Origin of the sequence: Streptomyces sp. NPDC007896 (assembly GCF_042959425.1) — a bacterium.
Classification (GTDB): Bacteria; Actinomycetota; Actinomycetes; order Streptomycetales; family Streptomycetaceae; genus Streptomyces.
This window is the reverse complement of the sequence record NZ_JBIBKX010000013.1, coordinates 259,076-274,904: the sequence shown is the minus strand read 5'-3', so window position 1 is coordinate 274,904 and position 15,829 is coordinate 259,076. Positions and strand designations below refer to the sequence as shown.

Below are 15,829 nucleotides of genomic sequence, written 5' to 3'. Positions count from 1 at the left end.
GCATGGCATCGCTCAACGTCGGCAATCTCGGTGAGTACCTGCGCGAGCAGCGGCGCAACGCGCAGCTGTCGCTGCGGCAGCTCGCCGACGCCGCCGGGGTGTCCAACCCGTATCTGAGTCAGATCGAGCGCGGGCTGCGCAAGCCGAGCGCGGAGGTGTTGCAGCAGGTCGCGAAGGCGCTGCGGATCTCCGCCGAGACGCTGTACGTGCGAGCCGGCATCCTCGACGCCGAGCGGGACCGGGACGAGGTGGAGACACGTGCCGTCATCCTCGCCGATCCCACGCTCAACGAGCGGCAGAAGCAGGTGCTGCTCCAGATCTACGAGTCCTTCCGCAAGGAGAACGGATTCGAGATCACGCCGGACCTGGCCCAGGGCATGGCCCAGAACGTGACCCAGGAGATGGCGCAGGACGAGGCACAGGGCATGGCAGAGAACATATCGGGCACCCAACAAGCGCCGGACACCGCCGTCCGGGGCCCCCGCACGGCCGACGGCAGCGATGCCGATCCGCAGCAGACCGCCAGTTGACGAGAACGACGGGCAACACCGCCGGCCCTCACGCGGGCCTGCCGGTCTCGCCGCGGAACACCAAAACCCTCAGCTGAAAGCGACCGGAGGACCATCACCATGGCCATCACCGACGACATCCGCAAGGCCGCCACGGACCCCACCCCGCTGTACTTCCTGGCCGGCACCGCCGACCTGGCCGTCCAGCAGGCGAAGAAGGTCCCCGGCCTCGTGGAGCAGATCCGCGCCGAGGCCCCGGCGCGGATCGAGACCGTGAAGAACATCGACGCGAACACCGTCCAGGAGAAGGCCGCCACCCGCGCGAAGGAAGCGCAGGAGACCATCCAGGCCAAGGTGACGGAGTTCATCAGCACCCTCGACACCGACCTGAAGAAGCTCGGTGAGTCCGCTCAGGACTTCGCCCTGCGCGGTGTCGGCGTCGCCGCCGAGTACGCCGTGAAGGCGAAGGAGACGTACGAGAAGGTCGCCGAGCACGGCGAGCAGACCGTGAAGACCTGGCGTGGCGAGGCCGCCGAGGAGATCGAGGAACTGGCCATCGCCGTCGAGCCGAAGGCCGAGCCGGTCGAGGTCAAGTCCGAGGAGAAGCCGGCCGCGGGCGTCTCCGTGCCCGCTCCGGCCAAGAAGCCCGTGGCGAAGAAGGCCCCGGCGCGCAAGGTCACCGCCAAGAAGCCGACGCCGCCCGTGAAGTAGCCGCCCGTGAAGTAGCCGCCCGTGAAGTAGGAGACGGCGAGACCCTTCGTCTCAGGACTACGGATCAGGCCGAACGGTCGGGCCGAACGGTCGGGCCGAAGGGTCGGGCCGAAGGGTAGGACGACGGGCCGGGCACTCTCAGAGTTCCCGGCCCGTTCTGCGGGTACGGTGGCCGTAGAGATGAATCGACTCGGGCGGTGGGCATAGTGCTGTTGACGGCATTCGGCGGCTTCTTGTCGCTGATCTTCCTTGCCATGCTGGTGCTCGCCGTGGTGGCACTGGTGATGGCCGCGGTGGCCCGCGAAGACGCATACCGCGCGGCCGACAAGCAGAACAAGATGTTCTGGCTGATCATCCTGGGCATCACGGTGGCCGTGAACCTGCTGGTCCCGATCATCTTCCTGCAGATCGCGGGGCTGGTCGCCACGATCGTCTTCTTCGTGGACGTACGCCCCGCGCTGCGTCAGGTCTCCGGCGGTGGCCGGGGCCGCGGCGGGAGCAGCAGCGACGGCCCGTACGGCCCCTACAACGGCGGTCGCTGACCACCGGAGGCCGCAGGACCGACCCTCCGGCGGACAGGACAGTCGACCACCGGCGGTCAGTCCTGCGTGTCTGAACGGTTACGCGGGCCGGGCGGTCGGGCGGGCCCGACCGCCACGCGGCCGTACGGCGGTTACGGCGTCCGGTCCAGCAGGAGTACCGCGACGTCGTCCGTCAGCTCTCCGCCGTTGAGATCTCTGACCTCGTTCACCGTCGCCCGCAGCAGCTCCTCGCCCGCCAGGCCCTGGGCGAGCCGGCGGCGGACCAGGTCCACCATGCCGTCCTGGCCCAGCCGCTCCTTGCCCTCGCCGATGTGACCCTCGATCAGGCCGTCGGTGTAGAGCATCAGACTCCACTCGCCGCCCAGCTCCACCTGCTGGCGCGGCCAGCGGGCACCGGGGAGCAGGCCGAGCGCCGGGCCGCCGTTCTCGTACGGCAGCAGCTCGGCGGGCCGGCCGGGGCGGGAGACCAGCGGGGACGGGTGGCCCGCCAGGCAGAGCCCGGCGCGACGCCCGTCCGGCGCGATGTCCACCGTGCACAGCGTCGCGAAGATCTCGTCGTTCTCGCGCTCGTGCTCCAGGACCTGCTGGAGGGTGGACAGGAGTTCGTCGCCGCACAGGCCCGCGAACGTCAGCGCCCGCCAGGCGATGCGCAGCTCCACGCCGAGTGCGGCCTCGTCGGGCCCGTGCCCGCAGACGTCGCCGATCATGGCGTGCACCGTGCCGTCGGGCGTACGGACGGTGTCGTAGAAGTCGCCGCCGAGCAGGGCGCGGGAGCGCCCTGGGCGGTAGCGCGCGGCGAAGCGCAGCGAGGAGCCCTCCAGAAGAGGGGTCGGCAGCAGGCCGCGCTCCAGGCGCGCGTTCTCCTGGGCGCGCAGCCTGGACTCGGTGAGTCGCCGCTCGGCCTTGTCGGAACGTTTCCGCTCCACCGCGTACCGGATCGCGCGGCTCAGCAGCCGGCCGTCCAGCTCGTCGCGGAACAGATAGTCCTGGGCGCCGACGCGCACCGCCTCCGCGCCCCGCTCGGCGTCACCGGAGGCGGTGAGCGCGAGGACGGCGTGCCGGGGTGCGAGCCGCAGCACGTGCTTGAGCGTCGTCAGCTCGTCGTCGCTCTCGGTGGCCGCCCGGCCGGGGGCGGGCAGCGCGAGGTCGAGCAGGATGCAGTGGACGTCGTCGGTGAGCAGCCGCGCGGCTTCTGTGAGGTTGCGGGCGGTACGGATACGGATCGGCTTGCCGGCCGCGTCGAGCATCTCGGGCACGCTGAGCGAACCCGCCGGGTCGTCCTCGATGACCAGCAGGGTCAGGTTGGTGGTGCTGTCGACCGGGGTCGTGGCGGCATGGGGCGCCGGTACTGCCCCGGCCGGGCCGCCGGTCGCTTCTCCGGATGGGCCGCCGGGTGAGAACGCGCCTTGAGCCTGACCGCTCTCCGCGGCCGGGATCGCTCTCTGCCGCGGTATGGGTACGGGCATCGTGTGGGTTCCTTCCCTCCCCCCGAGGGCGTGGTGGGGCGAAGGTCCTCGACCCACCGACGGGGACCATAGCGGTAGCGGACGCCGCAACGGAATGGTGTGCGTCGCGGTGTCCGGCAGGCGGCCACCGTCATATGCCGCATCCTGTACCGCACTTGGACAGGATGCGGTGGTGCCCGGAATGACGAACGTCACGTCCGCGAGGTTGCGGCGATGTACAACCGTGGGCTGGGTCACGTGCGGTGCATCACGACGGGCAGGGCGCTTTTCCAGGGTTGATGGTGATTTGGCCGCTCGGGCCGATCGGTCGGCCCGATCCGTCCCGGCTCCGTGCGTCCCGGCTCAGTACGCTCCGGCTCCGTACGTCCCGGCTCCGCACGCCCCGCCCGGTCACGCGTCCGGCCGTACGACCCCCAGTATCGGCATGGACCCGGCCCCCGCGATCGTCACCGTCCGGCCTGGCCGCGGTGCGTGCACGATCGCGCCGTCGCCGATGTACATCGCGACATGGCTGGCGTCGTCGAAGTAGATGATCAGGTCGCCGGGGCGCATGTCTTTGACGTCGACGTGGGGGAGCTGCTTCCACTGCTCCTGCGAGGTGCGCGGAATGCCGTGGCCGGCGGCGGCCCAGGCCTGTGAGGTCAGCCCCGAGCAGTCGTACGAGCCCGGGCCCTCGGCGCCCCACTCGTACGGTTTGCCGATCTGGTCGGTGGCGAACTTCACCGCCTTCTTGCCCTGCTCGGACGCCTTGCCGCTGATCTCGGCGAGGACGCCGGAACTCAGCCAGGCCGTCTGCGCCTTGTACGCGGCCTCCTCCTCGAGCTTCGCCAGCCGCTCCTTCTCCTTCTTCTCGAGCTGGGACTCCAGCTTCTCGGCGGCGGCGATCTGCTTCTTGATCTCCTTCTGCGCCGTGGCCTTGGCCTGGCGGTTGGCCTCCAGCTTCTGCCACTGCGCGGAGGCGTCCTTCGCGTACTGCTCCAAGTCCTGCTGCGTACGGGCCATCTCGGCGAGCAGCCCCTTGGTCGCGTGCTCGCCCTGGAGCACCCGCCCGGCGCCGTCCAGGTACTGCTGGGGGTTGTCGCTCAGCCACAGCCGCATCTCGGGCGGCAGGCCGCCGCCCCGGTACTGTGCGCGGGCCGCGGCGCCCGCGCGGTCCTTCAACTCGTCCAGCTTCTCCTGACCCTTGACGATCTCGCGAGCCAGGTCGACGATCTCGGCCGACTGCTGCTTGGCCTGCTCCTCGGCGGCGTTGTACGCGTCCGTGGCGACCGCCGCGTCGTGGTAGAGATCGTCCAGCCTCTTCCGGATCGCCTCAAGGTCCTTGCCGGCCGGAGAGGTTGTCGGAGTCGGTGTCGGTGTCGGAGTCGGTGTTCGCGTCGGCGCTGGTGCCGGGCTCGCGTACGCCACACCCGGTGCTGACAGCACCGCGCAGGCGCAGGCCACAACCATGGCCGCCGTGGTCAGGCTCCGCTTGCCGGATCCCATTGCTCCGCCCCCAAACTGATTTACCGTCAGTAACTTACGGACGCCTGGGGGATCGTGCCATGTCGGCGCGCAATGCGACAGAGGTGGGCAAGAACTCCCCTCCCCCCGGCCCGCCTCCGTGAAACGATCTCCCCGCCTGTGTGACGAGCCAGTCACGGAGTTCGTTCCGTGCAGCTCACGGGCGTGCGGTGGCCACCCCTCCACCGACGAAGCACGCCCGCGCGACCCCCGGCGTCAACCGCCCGCGCGGCACTCCGGCCTCGCACACCCGTGTGTCCCGGTTCGTCGCACCCCAGCCTTCAACGCCTGTGCCTCGCCCGGGTGTCCGATGCAAGTGCGGCGCTTGACGCCCGTGCGTCATCCGGACGTCGCACACCTGTCCCCGGCCCCCGCGCCCCGCGTTTACGCGAAGGGCCCGCGGGGTGCCAACGCCTCCCAGCGCACCGTGACTTCGCCCTGGCGCCAGCGGGGTATTCCGCCCGTCACCGGCCAGTCCGCCGTCAGGTCGCGGACCGCGCGTATCCAGCGCTGCCGCGCGCCGTACGAGGCGTAGGGCGCGGCGGCGGCCCAGGCGCGGTCGAAGTCGCGAAGGAACGCGTGCACGGGCTCGCCCGGGATGTTGCGGTGGATCAGGGCCTTGGGCAGGCGCTCGGCGAGGTCGGACGGGCGGTCCAGGGAGCCCAGACGGGTGGCGAAGGTGACCGTGCGCGGGCCCTCGGGGCCCAGGGCGACCCAGACGTGCCGACGGCCGATCTCGTCGCAGGTGCCCTCGACGAGCAGCCCGCCCCGGGAGCCGGGGCCCGCCGGTGCGAGGCGCCCGCACAGGCGCTGCCAGACCTCTGCGACCTGCTCCTCGTCGTACTGGCGCAGCACGTTCGCCGCGCGGATGAGCGAGGGGCTGCCCGGTACCGGAACCTCGAAGCCGCCGTGCCGGAAGACGAGTCCCTCGCGCTCGTACGGCCGGGCCGCCGCGACCCTCGCCGGTTCGATCTCCACGCCCACCACGCGGGCGCGGGGGGCGGCCCTGCGCAGGCGGGTCAGCAGCTCGACCGCGGTCCAGGGAGCCGCCCCGTATCCGAGGTCGACCGCCACCGGGTCTGCGCTTCTGTGCAGCTCGGCGCCGTGGGTGGCCGCGATCCAGCGGTCCATGCGGCGCAGTCGGTTGGGGTTGGTGGTCCCGCGCGTCACCGTACCCACGGGGCGGGACGCGGCGCGGGTTGTCATGCGTACGAGAGTAGGCGGCCGGGAGGAAGCCCGTGCGGGCCTGTGGATAACCTCCGGCAGCCCTCCGTAGACCTGTGGAAAAGAAGGGAAGAGAGTCGCGCACGCAGCTCGCACTCGAACGGTTGAGCGACTCTCGGTAATGATTCGGCAAAGGGGTGTGCGAGGGAAATGGAGCGGGCCGCTCCGGCGTTGCTCCTCTTTGGAGGGTGCCGTGCGTCCTCCGTCCGGCATGCCCGCAGCAAGGAGGAACGCCACGTGAGCCAGTACGTCAGCAGGCTCGGGCGACGCTCCCCGGCGGCGCCCTCACGGCTCAGGCTGCACCGCAGGCCCCGTCGCGTCGCGATGCTCTCCGTCCACACCTCGCCGCTGCACCAGCCCGGCACCGGTGACGCCGGCGGCATGAACGTCTACATCGTGGAGCTCGCCCAGCGCCTCGCCGCGATCAACATCGAGGTCGAGATCTTCACCCGGGCCACCACGGCCGCCCTCCGGCCGGCCGTCGAACTGGCCCCCGGCGTCCTCGTCCGCCACGTCGACGCGGGCCCGTACGAGGGTCTCGCCAAGGAGGAGCTGCCCGCCCAGCTGTGCGCCTTCACGCACGGCGTCATGCAGGCCTGGGCCGGGCACCGACCCGGCTACTACGACCTCGTGCACTCGCACTACTGGCTCTCCGGCCACGTCGGCTGGCTCGCCGCCGAACGCTGGGGCGCGCCTCTGGTGCACGCGATGCACACCATGGCCAAGGTCAAGAACGCCGCGCTCGCCGAGGGCGACACCCCCGAGCCCGCCGCCCGCGTCATCGGCGAGACCCAGATCGTGCGCGCCGCCGACCGTCTCATCGCCAACACCTCCGAAGAGGCCGACGAGCTCGTCCGTCACTACGAGGCCGAGCCCGGCAAGGTCGCCGTCGTCCACCCGGGCGTCAACCTCGACCGCTTCCGCCCGGCCGACGGCCGCGCCGCCGCCCGCGCCCGCCTCGGGCTCCCGCAGGACGCGCTGATCCCGCTCTTCGCGGGCCGCATACAGCCCCTGAAGGCCCCCGACGTGCTGCTGCGCGCGGTCGCCGTCCTCCTGGACGAGCGCCCCGAGCTGCGCGGCAACATCGTCGTCCCCGTGGTGGGCGGCCCCAGCGGTACCGGTCTCGCCAAGCCCGAGGGGCTGCAGAAGCTCGCCGCCCGGCTCGGGATCGCCGATGTCGTGCGCTTCAGGCCGCCCGTCGACCAGGAGCAGCTCGCGGACTGGTTCCGGGCCGCGTCGGTGCTGGTCATGCCCTCCTACAGCGAGTCCTTCGGGCTGGTCGCCATCGAGGCGCAGGCGGCCGGCACGCCGGTGCTGGCGGCCGAGGTCGGCGGGCTGCCCGTCGCCGTGCGTCACCAGGAGACCGGATTCCTGATCCCGGGGCACGATCCCGTCGCCTACGCGCGTGTGCTGCGCGATTTCGCCGACGACCAGGCGCTGTCGGCCCGGATGGGCGAGGCCGCCGCCCGGCACGCGCAGGGCTTCGGCTGGGACACCGCGGCCGCCGCCACGGCGGACGTGTACACGGCGGCCGTACAGGCCCACCGCCGCAAGGTGCGCGCCCACCAGGGCTGACGCGCGCACCGCCCGAGGGCCGGTCCGCCGGACGCCTGACGTACGCTCCCTCCATGGCTGACGCAGCGTCGATCATCGAGCAGGTCCTCACCGAGGCCGAGCTGGAGTGGGAGAGTCCCAAGGCGGGCTCGTACGTCGTGAAACTGCCCGGCACCCGCAAGCTCTCGACGACCGTCTCGCTGATCGTCGGCAAGCACTCCCTGTCGCTGAACGCCTTCGTGATCCGCCACCCCGACGAGAACCGGGAAGGCGTCCACCGCTGGCTCCTGGAGCGCAATCTCAAGCTCTATGGCGTGAGTTACGCGGTCGACCCCCTGGGGGACGTGTATCTGGTCGGCAAACTGCCGCTCGTCGCGGTCACGCCGGACGAGATCGACCGGCTGCTCGGCTCGGTCCTGGAGGCCGCCGACGGCGCTTTCAACACGCTCCTTGAGCTCGGTTTCGCCTCCGCGATCCGCAAGGAGTACGCCTGGCGGGTGTCCCGCGGCGAATCGACCCGCAATCTGGACGCGTTCACCCATCTGACTCAGCGTCCCGCTGGCTGAATTCCAGGTCCAGTCCAAGTAAGTGGTGCATGACCCCTTCCGGGCAAGGGGTCTCAGTGGCATGCTCACCGCCTACGCAAATCTGAACGGCATTCACATCCATGGATGCCCATGGAGTGCGATGGAAGGCGGGCGGGTATGAGCAAGGAGTATGTGAGCATCACCAGACGGGGCCTGCTCGGCAGTGCCGTAGCCGTGGCGGCCGCCACGGTGACCGGCGGACCGGCGACGGCCGCGACCGCTGTCGCACGCCCCCATGACCCAGGCCAAGTTCCCGCCCTCTGGCGGGAGTTCACCCGCACCCCCTTCACCCACCCGCAGATCCCGTACGTCGGCAGGGCCGGCTACCGGGGCGGATCGGCGCGCTTCCCCCGCCGCCCCGTCGTGGCCGACGTCCGCGCCTACGGCGCCGTCGCGGACGACGGCACCACGGACTGCGCGCCCGCGATCAACCGTGCCATCGCCGCTGCCGGAAGGGCCGGCGGTGGCACGGTGCTCATCCCGCCCGGCACCTTCCGCATCGACGGCCTGATCCGCATCGGCCACTCGAACGTCGTGCTGCGCGGCGCCGGCAGCGACCGTACGAAGCTGTACGCGACCAAGAACCTCACCGAGCTGATCGGCGTCTACGGCTCCCGCTACGGCGGCGACAAGTCGTCCTGGTCCTGGGCGGGTGGCCTCATCTGGCTCGCGCCCACGGCCCGTTGGGACTCCCTCGTCGCCGCCATCAAGGACAGGGCCTGGCCGTTCGAGGGCTGGACCGGCAACAAGCGCGACGAGTGGGGGACCCTGACGACCGTCGCCCCCGCCACCCGCGGCTCCTGGTCGGTGACGGTCGCAGACCCCCGCCCGCTGAAGCCGGGCCGGCTCGTCCTCCTGCGGCTCGCCGACGACGCCGGCCACACCCTCCTGGAGCACATGGCGGGCGGCGGTCCGGGTCCCGAGGCGTACTACTGGGACGACAAGACCAAGCTCACGAGTTACGTCCCCTACGAGTGGCCCGTACGCATCGCGCGTGTGCGGGGCAGAAAGGTCACCCTGGAGCGCCCGCTGCCCCTCGACATACGTCCCGAGTGGGACCCGCGTCTGACCACCCATGTCGAGCCGCTGACCGGCTCGGGCGTCGAAGGCCTCACCCTGGAGGCCGTCGAGACGCCCCAGTCCCCGCATCTCCTCGACAAGGGCTACAACGGGGTCGTCCTCCAGTGCGCGTACGACTGCTGGGTCGACGACGTGACGGTCCGCCACGTCGACAACGGCTTCGGCCTGGTCGCGGCCTCCGCCTGCACCCTGCGCCGCACCCGTGTGGCGGGCCGCGGCTCGCACCACCCGTACTTCTGCCGCGAGGGCTCGCACGACAACCTCGTCGAGGACTTCACCATCGAACAGCGCACGGTCCCGGCCCCGCCGAACACCCAGCTCCACGGCATCAACGTGGAAGGCCTCTCCTCCTACAACGTCTGGTCGCGCGGCGACCTCCGGATGGGCACCTTCGACTCCCACCGGGGCCTGCCCTTCGCCAACGTCCGCACCGACATCACCGTCGACAACAACGGCCGCCACGGCGGCGACGCGAGCGCCGGTCCGCTCTTCGGCGCCCGCTTCACCCACTGGAACGTACGGGTCACGAACGGCCGCGCGGGGTTGATGAAGATCGACGGTCTGGCGCCCTACTCCGCCACCGTCGGCCTCAACGAGGTGACCGAGTTCGACCAGATCGACGTCCCCGACTTCACCGGCGACCTGCACTCCCGTCTGGAGCTGTACGGGACCACGGACGTCGTGCGCCCACGCAATCTGTACGAGGCCCAGCGGGACCTCTGATTCAGCCGAGCGTGTCGTACCCGACGAAGGTGAACATCCGCTCCCCGGACGGCAGCGGCCGGGGCTCACCGGCGTACCGGTGGGCCCCGACGCCGAATCCGAGCGCGGGGTCCGAGACCCACAGCCGCTCGAATCCGCGCTCCTCCAGCCAGCCGCAGACGCGCGGGACGAGGTCCGGTGCCTTGCGGTGCCGGGTCCACACGAGCGTGCCGCCCGGCCCGCACAGCAGTGCGCAGAAGCCGGCGGTGCGCTCGACGTCCTCGTCGGTGAGATTGCCGAGGACACCGCAGAGCAGGACGAGGCCGGCCGGGGCGAGGTCCTGGTAGTGATCGGTCGACGCGGCGTCCCCGACGACGACCTCGACCCCCGACAGCCCCGCGGCCCCGGCCGCGCGCGCCGCCACCTCGGCGTTGCGCCCGTCCAGCTCGACGAGCCGCGCGCGGACATCGCGCCGGCGAGGGTGCCCGGCGAGCACGCCGATCAGGTCGCGGCCCTGCCCGGCGCAGACGCTGACGGCCGTGAGGGGTCCCGGCGGGGCCTCGTCGAGGGCGAGCCGGACGCGTTCCTGGACGAGGGCCAGTCGCCGGCCGAGGTAGGAGTCGGGAGTGTCGTACGCGTCGTGCCACGTATGCCAGTCCATGTGCGGAGCGTACCCACGGGGGTCACGCCGGCCCCGAGCGTGCGTAGCGCCCCGGAGTCACCCCGACCAACTTCTTGAAGTGCCGGGTGAGATGGGACTGGTCGTAGAAGCCGGTCGCCGACGCCACCTCGCCCGGCGGGCGGCCGTCGAGGAGGAGACGGCGGGCCCGGTCGACCCGGCGGGACATCAGGTACTGGTGGGGTGCGATGCCATAGGCGCCGCTGAACGCCCGTACCAGATGGGCGGGATGGGCGTGCACGAGCCGGGCGGCCTCGTCGAGGCCGATGCCCTGGGTGAGGTGTCCGTCGAGGAGTTCGCGCAGGGTGCGGGCGAGGGTGGGGGAGTTGCGCGGGGCGGCGGCGGGAGTGCCGGGCCGCAGATGCGTGCGCAGCCGCTCGGCGATGAGCGTCAGTCTGCTCTCGGCCTCCAGTTCGTCACCGGGGTGACCGAGCGCGGTGTGCAACTGGCCGACGCGCAGCCGCAGCACGGGGTCACGCAGGTCGGGCCCGTCCACCGCGGACCCGATGAGGTCCTCGCCCAGATGAGTGCCGTCGAGATAGACGACGCGCTTGCGGAAGCCGTGCGCGGTGACCGGGGAGCCGTTGTGCGGGACGTGCGGCGGCAGCAGGGACACCGTGTCGTGCGGGGTGCCGTGCTCGTGCCGGTCGAGGTCGTACCGTACGGCCCCGTCGTCGACGATGAGCAGCGTCCAGGCCTCGTGCACGTGCATCGGATAGGTGTACTCGGTGAAGTGGGCGTGGAAGACCTCCGTGACACCCGGTACGCGCGGGCGCCAGGCGGAGACCTCCGGCTGAGCGGCCATGCAAAGAACGTACAAGACGGCGTCGTACGGCGGTCGGCAGTCTCGACGTATGAACAGCGAACCGATCCGCTTCGACACGAAGATCGTCGTCCTGCTGCGCGACGACCTTGAGCCCTGGCAGCGCCTGAACGTCACGTCCTTCCTGGTCAGCGGCCTGGGTACGCAGGTTCCCGAGGTGATCGGGGAGCCGTACGAGGACGCGGACGGGGTGCGGTATCTGCCGATGTTCCGCCAGCCTGTGCTCGTCTTCGAGGGGACGAAGGAGGTCCTTGTGGCGGCACATGGCAGGGCGCTCGGCCGTGCGCTGCCCCGGGCCGTCTTCACGTCGGATCTCTTCGGCACCGGCAACGACCGGGACAACCGGGCGGCGGTGCGGGCTGTCGCCACGGCCGGGCTGGATGTGGTGGGGCTGGCTGTGTACGGGCCTCGGAACGCGGTGGACAAGGTGGTGAAGGGGGCGCGGATGCATCCGTGAGGTCGGGCGACGGCGAGGTCGTGGGCCGTACTCGGCGTGCCGGCACGGTCTTCGCCCCGTACCCGGCGGCGTCAGGCCGCGCTGACCTCGGGCTCGGCGAGTGTCGGGTCGGCCTCCACCGCCGGTTCCTCCGTGGGCAGCCGCCGCATCAGCAGGCCGTACCCGAGCCCGGCCACCGTGCCCACCAGCGCGCACAGTCCCCACAGCCACTCGGCCCCGAACCGGTCGATGACCACGCCGGACATCAGGGGAGCGATCAGCGCGGCGAGTGACCAGGAGAGGGTGTACATGCCCTGGTAGCGGCCCCGGCCGTGGGTCGGGGAGAGCTGGACGACCAGGCCCGTCTGGGTGGGCGCGTGGACGATCTCGGCCAGGGTCCACACGCACACGGTGAGCGCGAAGACGCCGACCGACCCGGCGAAGGCGGTGAGCCCGAAGCCGTACCCGGCGAGGACCGAGGAGATCACGAGCAGTCGGCGCGGATCCCGGTGCTGGATGAAACGGGTGACCGGGATCTGCAGCGCGACGATGAGGACGCCGTTGACGGCGATCGCCATGCCGTAGTCGGCGGGTGTGAAGCCCGCTCTGCCCATGGCGACGGGGAGTCCCACGGAGCCCTGCTGGAAGACCAGGGCGACGAGGAAGGACAGCCCGACGACGCTCATGAAGCGCCGGTCGCGCAGCACGGTCTTGAGGCCGACGTCGTCCTTCGCCTCCTTGGCGTTCTGCACCGGCCGGGACTCCGGCAGCTTCGCGAAGACGACCAGCGCGCAGACGAGGGTCATGCCGGCCTCGATGAGGAAGCCCGCGAGGTAGCTGAACTCGGCGATGAAACCGGCGGCCATGGAGGAGACCGCGAAGCCGAGGTTGATCGCCCAGTAGTTGAGGGAGAACGCCCGGACGCGGTCCTCGGGCCGCACGATGTCGGCCATCATCGCCTGGACGGCGGGCCGGGAGGCGTTGCTGGCCATCCCGACCAGGAAGGCGACCGCGGCGATGGCCACCGGGTCGTGCATAAAGCCGAGCAGCGCGACGGACGCGGCCGTCGAGGTCTGCGCGACGAGGAGCGTGGGCCGGCGCCCGAGGCGGTCGGTCATCACGCCCGCGCCGAGCGAGGAGACGACACCGCCGAGGCCGTGCAGGGACGCCACGAGACCCGCGTACGAGGCGGAGTAGCCGCGGTCGAGCGTCAGGTACAAAGCCATGAAAGTGGCGACAAAAGCACCGAGTCGGTTGACCAGGGTGCTGGTCCACAGCCACCAGAACTCGCGGGGGAGCCCCGAGACGGTCTCTCGGGCGGCGCGTCGCATGACGGCGAGTGGCATCGGTCGTCCCCCACGGATGTAAGCGGCTCATGTACTGATGGCAACTTACGAGCGGGAGGTCTCCGGGGGCCACTCAATTAACAGATGCCGTCAACTGTCCGCCTTCCGGGCAGGGGCGCGAGGGGACGAAGGCTTCCATTACGCTCGGACGTATGGCCGACGCACCGTACAAGCTGATCCTCCTCCGCCACGGCGAGAGCGAATGGAACGCGAAGAACCTGTTCACCGGATGGGTGGACGTCAATCTCAACGAGAAGGGCGAGAAGGAGGCAGTCCGCGGCGGTGAGCTGCTGGAGGACGCCGGCCTGCTGCCCGACGTCGTGCACACCTCGCTCCAGAAGCGCGCGATCCGCACCGCCCAGCTCGCGCTGGAGGCCGCCGACCGCCACTGGATCCCCGTCCACCGCTCCTGGCGCCTGAACGAGCGGCACTACGGCGCGCTCCAGGGCAAGGACAAGGCCCAGACCCTCGCCGAGTTCGGCGAGGAGCAGTTCATGCTGTGGCGCCGCTCGTACGACACCCCGCCGCCGCCCCTCGCCGACGACAGCGAGTTCTCGCAGGCGAACGACCCGCGCTACGCGTCGATCCCGCCGGAGCTGCGCCCCCGCACGGAGTGCCTGAAGGACGTCGTCTTCCGTATGCTGCCGTACTGGTACGACGGCATCGTCCCCGACCTCCTCGCCGGCCGCACGGTCCTGGTCGCCGCCCACGGCAACTCGCTGCGCGCCCTCGTCAAGCACCTCGACGGCATCTCCGACGCCGACATCGCGGGCCTGAACATCCCGACCGGCATCCCGCTCGCCTACGAGCTCGACGCCGACTTCAAGCCGCTCAACCCCGGCGGCACGTACCTCGACCCGGAGGCGGCCGCGGCCGCGATCGAGGCGGTCAAGAACCAGGGCAAGAAGAAGTAACCTGAATTGATCAAGCCCCCTACCTGCGGGTTCTCCGCTGGTAGGGGGCTTTTCGGTGGCCTTGGGCCGTCTCTGGGCCGTCTGCTGCTTGACCGGGCCGTCAGGGCTTGAGGAATTCCGGCTCTGGCTGTGCCCTCACCTCTGCCTGTGCTCCCACATCGCGGAGATCCGCGACCGCCGCCTCCGCGTCCTCCTGAAGCACGCCGTCGAGAATCATTGCGGGAACCTGCGTTGCCAGAACCTTGCTGCGCCAGAGACTCAGTCCCGTCAGTCGACGTACGACTTGGGCGACGTCCAGCACACGGGTGCCAGGATCGGTGAGCAGCACGTCATGAGGCACGTCGTCGCACACCAATAAGAAGTACTCCGTCATTGCTCTCCCCGTCCCTCTCTGGCCCGGAGAGTACGAGCCCTCAGCCGCCATGTCGCCTCAATTGGGCCCCTCGAAGACAGTGGCCACCGCCTTGCGAGTGCGCTCCTGGCTGGACGGCATGAGGTGCGCGTACACGCGGAGCGTCAAACCAGGGTCCGAGTGGCCGAGGTACCCGGCGAGGGCCTTGATGTTCTCCCCGGCGTCCAGGAGCACCGAGGCGTAAAAGTGGCGGAGGGTGTGCATGCCGTTCTCGCGGGACTCGGCGTAGGGCAGGCCGCGCTCGGGCAACGGGATCACCCCGGCGCCGGCCAGCGCCCGTTTCCACGCCTCCTCGTTGAGGGACGTACGCCAGACATGGCCTTCGCGCGGCCTCTGTCACCGCCAGCGAGCGGTTTGTCAAGCCCCGACTCTTCGTTGCTTTCTCTCCGTGTCCGAAAACGGCAATCTGATGACAGGTAAAGCACTCGGCCGTCATACGGAACCGAGACACCAGGCAAGAGGCCCCGACGTGCAGTGAATTTCAGCATCTGGGCCGATCATTCAAGGGAGATATGCATGGCAAGGAAGAAGCACATTACGCACATCGCCGGCCTGTCCTGCGTCGCTGCGATCCTCGCCGGAACAGCGGGGTTTGCGAGCGCCCAGGGCAACCAGGCTTCCGCCGTTCCGGCCGCAGCTCCTGTAGCGGCATGCAGCCTGCAAAATGGGGTGATACATGGTAACGGCTTCGCCCCCAATCATGCATATGACGTCACAACCAAGGGCGAAAAAATTGCCCGCGTCTCGGCGGGACCGATGGGCGACATCCAGACCCGGATCACTGTCGGTGGTCCCGTTTCTGTAGGTACAGTTCAGTGCGCGTTGCCGGGATCAGCCGCAGGTTCAACGGCATCTGACGGCGTAACGGCAACCGCAAAGGGGACAGCGGCGGCACAGCAAGCAGTGCGCGGTGGCGCTTCCAAGGAGCAGGCGACCAAAATAGGGCAACGGGAAGCGAAAGCGGAAGCGCAAAAGCTTGGGTTGCCACCCTCTGTAGTGAACCAAGTAACGAACAATGTGACAAGCATTGTCGACAACTCGATACATGTCGACAACACAATAAATGGCGGCCAGGGCAACAGCATTGGTGGCACTCAGATCGGCCCGGGCAAGCCGGATGCGGGTAAGCCGGATGCGGGTAAGCCGGATGCGGGTAAGCCGGATGCGGGTAAGCCGGATGCGGGTAAGCCGGATGCGGGTAAGCCGGACGCGGGTAAGCCGGACGCGGGTAAGCCGGACGCGGGCAAGCCGGACGCGGGCAAGCCGGACGCGGGCAAGCCGGACGCGGGCAAGCCGGACGCGGGCAAGCCGGACGCGGGCAAGCCGGACGCGGGCAAGCCG

At 70.2% G+C, this 15,829-nt stretch carries 16 protein-coding genes and 1 pseudogene; 8 read left to right on the top strand and 9 right to left on the bottom strand.

What is annotated here, in order from left to right:
* Positions 1–2 precede the first annotated feature (2 nt).
* From ACFZDJ_RS36150 to ACFZDJ_RS36140, 3 genes are all read left to right on the top strand, one after another.
* Positions 3–530, top strand: coding sequence for a helix-turn-helix transcriptional regulator (locus ACFZDJ_RS36150; protein ID WP_101404299.1), 528 nt, complete (start codon positions 3–5; stop codon positions 528–530).
* Positions 531–629: 99 nt separating this feature from the next.
* On the top strand, positions 630–1,220 hold the full coding sequence (locus ACFZDJ_RS36145) for a hypothetical protein (protein ID WP_390930746.1): 591 nt from the start codon (positions 630–632) through the stop codon (positions 1,218–1,220).
* A 206-nt stretch (positions 1,221–1,426) separates the two neighbouring features.
* A complete protein-coding gene (locus ACFZDJ_RS36140; RefSeq protein WP_075026970.1) occupies positions 1,427–1,762 on the top strand; it encodes a DUF2516 family protein in 336 nt (111 codons plus the stop codon).
* Positions 1,763–1,893: 131 nt separating this feature from the next.
* On the opposite strand, the gene ACFZDJ_RS36135 is transcribed toward ACFZDJ_RS36140, so the two are convergent.
* From ACFZDJ_RS36135 to ACFZDJ_RS36125, 3 genes are all read right to left on the bottom strand, one after another.
* On the bottom strand, positions 1,894–3,228 hold the full coding sequence (locus tag ACFZDJ_RS36135; protein ID WP_391065303.1) for a SpoIIE family protein phosphatase: 1,335 nt from the start codon (positions 3,226–3,228) through the stop codon (positions 1,894–1,896).
* A 390-nt stretch (positions 3,229–3,618) separates the two neighbouring features.
* Entirely contained in the window at positions 3,619–4,713 is a 1,095-nt protein-coding gene (locus tag ACFZDJ_RS36130; protein WP_391065300.1) for an NlpC/P60 family protein, read from the bottom strand.
* A 402-nt stretch (positions 4,714–5,115) separates the two neighbouring features.
* On the bottom strand, positions 5,116–5,937 hold the full coding sequence (locus ACFZDJ_RS36125) for a class I SAM-dependent methyltransferase (protein ID WP_390930740.1): 822 nt from the start codon (positions 5,935–5,937) through the stop codon (positions 5,116–5,118).
* A 255-nt stretch (positions 5,938–6,192) separates the two neighbouring features.
* On the opposite strand from ACFZDJ_RS36125, the gene mshA reads away from it, so the two are divergent.
* The 3 genes from mshA to ACFZDJ_RS36110 all read left to right on the top strand — a co-directional run bounded on the left by mshA (position 6,193) and on the right by ACFZDJ_RS36110 (position 9,899).
* The gene (mshA, locus tag ACFZDJ_RS36120; protein WP_384914541.1) at positions 6,193–7,530 is read left to right on the top strand and encodes a D-inositol-3-phosphate glycosyltransferase; all 1,338 of its coding nucleotides are present in this window, start codon (positions 6,193–6,195) and stop codon (positions 7,528–7,530) included.
* A 53-nt stretch (positions 7,531–7,583) separates the two neighbouring features.
* Positions 7,584–8,075 carry a YbjN domain-containing protein gene (locus tag ACFZDJ_RS36115; RefSeq protein WP_384914538.1) on the top strand — a complete coding sequence of 164 codons (492 nt, stop codon included), beginning with the start codon at positions 7,584–7,586 and terminating at the stop codon, positions 8,073–8,075.
* 138 nt (positions 8,076–8,213) lie between these two features.
* Positions 8,214–9,899, top strand: coding sequence for a glycosyl hydrolase family 28-related protein (locus ACFZDJ_RS36110; RefSeq protein ID WP_390930737.1), 1,686 nt, complete (start codon positions 8,214–8,216; stop codon positions 9,897–9,899).
* Between the two features lies 1 nt (position 9,900).
* On the opposite strand, the gene ACFZDJ_RS36105 is transcribed toward ACFZDJ_RS36110, so the two are convergent.
* Both ACFZDJ_RS36105 and ACFZDJ_RS36100 read right to left on the bottom strand, forming a co-directional pair.
* Positions 9,901–10,539, bottom strand: a complete 639-nt coding sequence (locus ACFZDJ_RS36105; protein WP_391065297.1) for an SAM-dependent methyltransferase — start codon at positions 10,537–10,539, stop codon at positions 9,901–9,903.
* A gap of 22 nt (positions 10,540–10,561) precedes the next feature.
* On the bottom strand, positions 10,562–11,362 hold the full coding sequence (locus ACFZDJ_RS36100; RefSeq protein WP_391065294.1) for a helix-turn-helix domain-containing protein: 801 nt from the start codon (positions 11,360–11,362) through the stop codon (positions 10,562–10,564).
* A gap of 49 nt (positions 11,363–11,411) precedes the next feature.
* Between ACFZDJ_RS36100 and ACFZDJ_RS36095 the strand changes: the two genes are divergently transcribed.
* Positions 11,412–11,837, top strand: a complete 426-nt coding sequence (locus ACFZDJ_RS36095; protein ID WP_390930730.1) for a DUF2000 family protein — start codon at positions 11,412–11,414, stop codon at positions 11,835–11,837.
* 71 nt (positions 11,838–11,908) lie between these two features.
* Here the strand turns inward: ACFZDJ_RS36095 and ACFZDJ_RS36090 are convergent, their stop codons facing one another.
* Entirely contained in the window at positions 11,909–13,162 is a 1,254-nt protein-coding gene (locus ACFZDJ_RS36090) for an MFS transporter (protein WP_391065291.1), read from the bottom strand.
* A gap of 152 nt (positions 13,163–13,314) precedes the next feature.
* Here ACFZDJ_RS36090 and ACFZDJ_RS36085 point away from each other — a divergent pair, with 152 nt between their 5' ends.
* On the top strand, positions 13,315–14,076 hold the full coding sequence (locus ACFZDJ_RS36085) for a phosphoglyceromutase (RefSeq protein WP_168492988.1): 762 nt from the start codon (positions 13,315–13,317) through the stop codon (positions 14,074–14,076).
* A 100-nt stretch (positions 14,077–14,176) separates the two neighbouring features.
* Here ACFZDJ_RS36085 and ACFZDJ_RS36080 read toward each other — a convergent pair whose 3' ends face one another.
* The 3 genes and pseudogenes from ACFZDJ_RS36080 to ACFZDJ_RS36070 form a co-directional block, all read right to left on the bottom strand.
* Positions 14,177–14,449 carry a ribosomal protein L7/L12 gene (locus ACFZDJ_RS36080; RefSeq protein ID WP_390930724.1) on the bottom strand — a complete coding sequence of 91 codons (273 nt, stop codon included), beginning with the start codon at positions 14,447–14,449 and terminating at the stop codon, positions 14,177–14,179.
* Between the two features lie 57 nt (positions 14,450–14,506).
* Positions 14,507–14,818 (bottom strand): annotated as a pseudogene (locus tag ACFZDJ_RS36075) (tyrosine-type recombinase/integrase); the annotation flags it as partial.
* A gap of 513 nt (positions 14,819–15,331) precedes the next feature.
* Positions 15,332–15,829, bottom strand: a 498-nt coding sequence (locus ACFZDJ_RS36070; protein ID WP_391065287.1) for a pentapeptide repeat-containing protein, incomplete at its 5' end; no start/stop codon positions are given.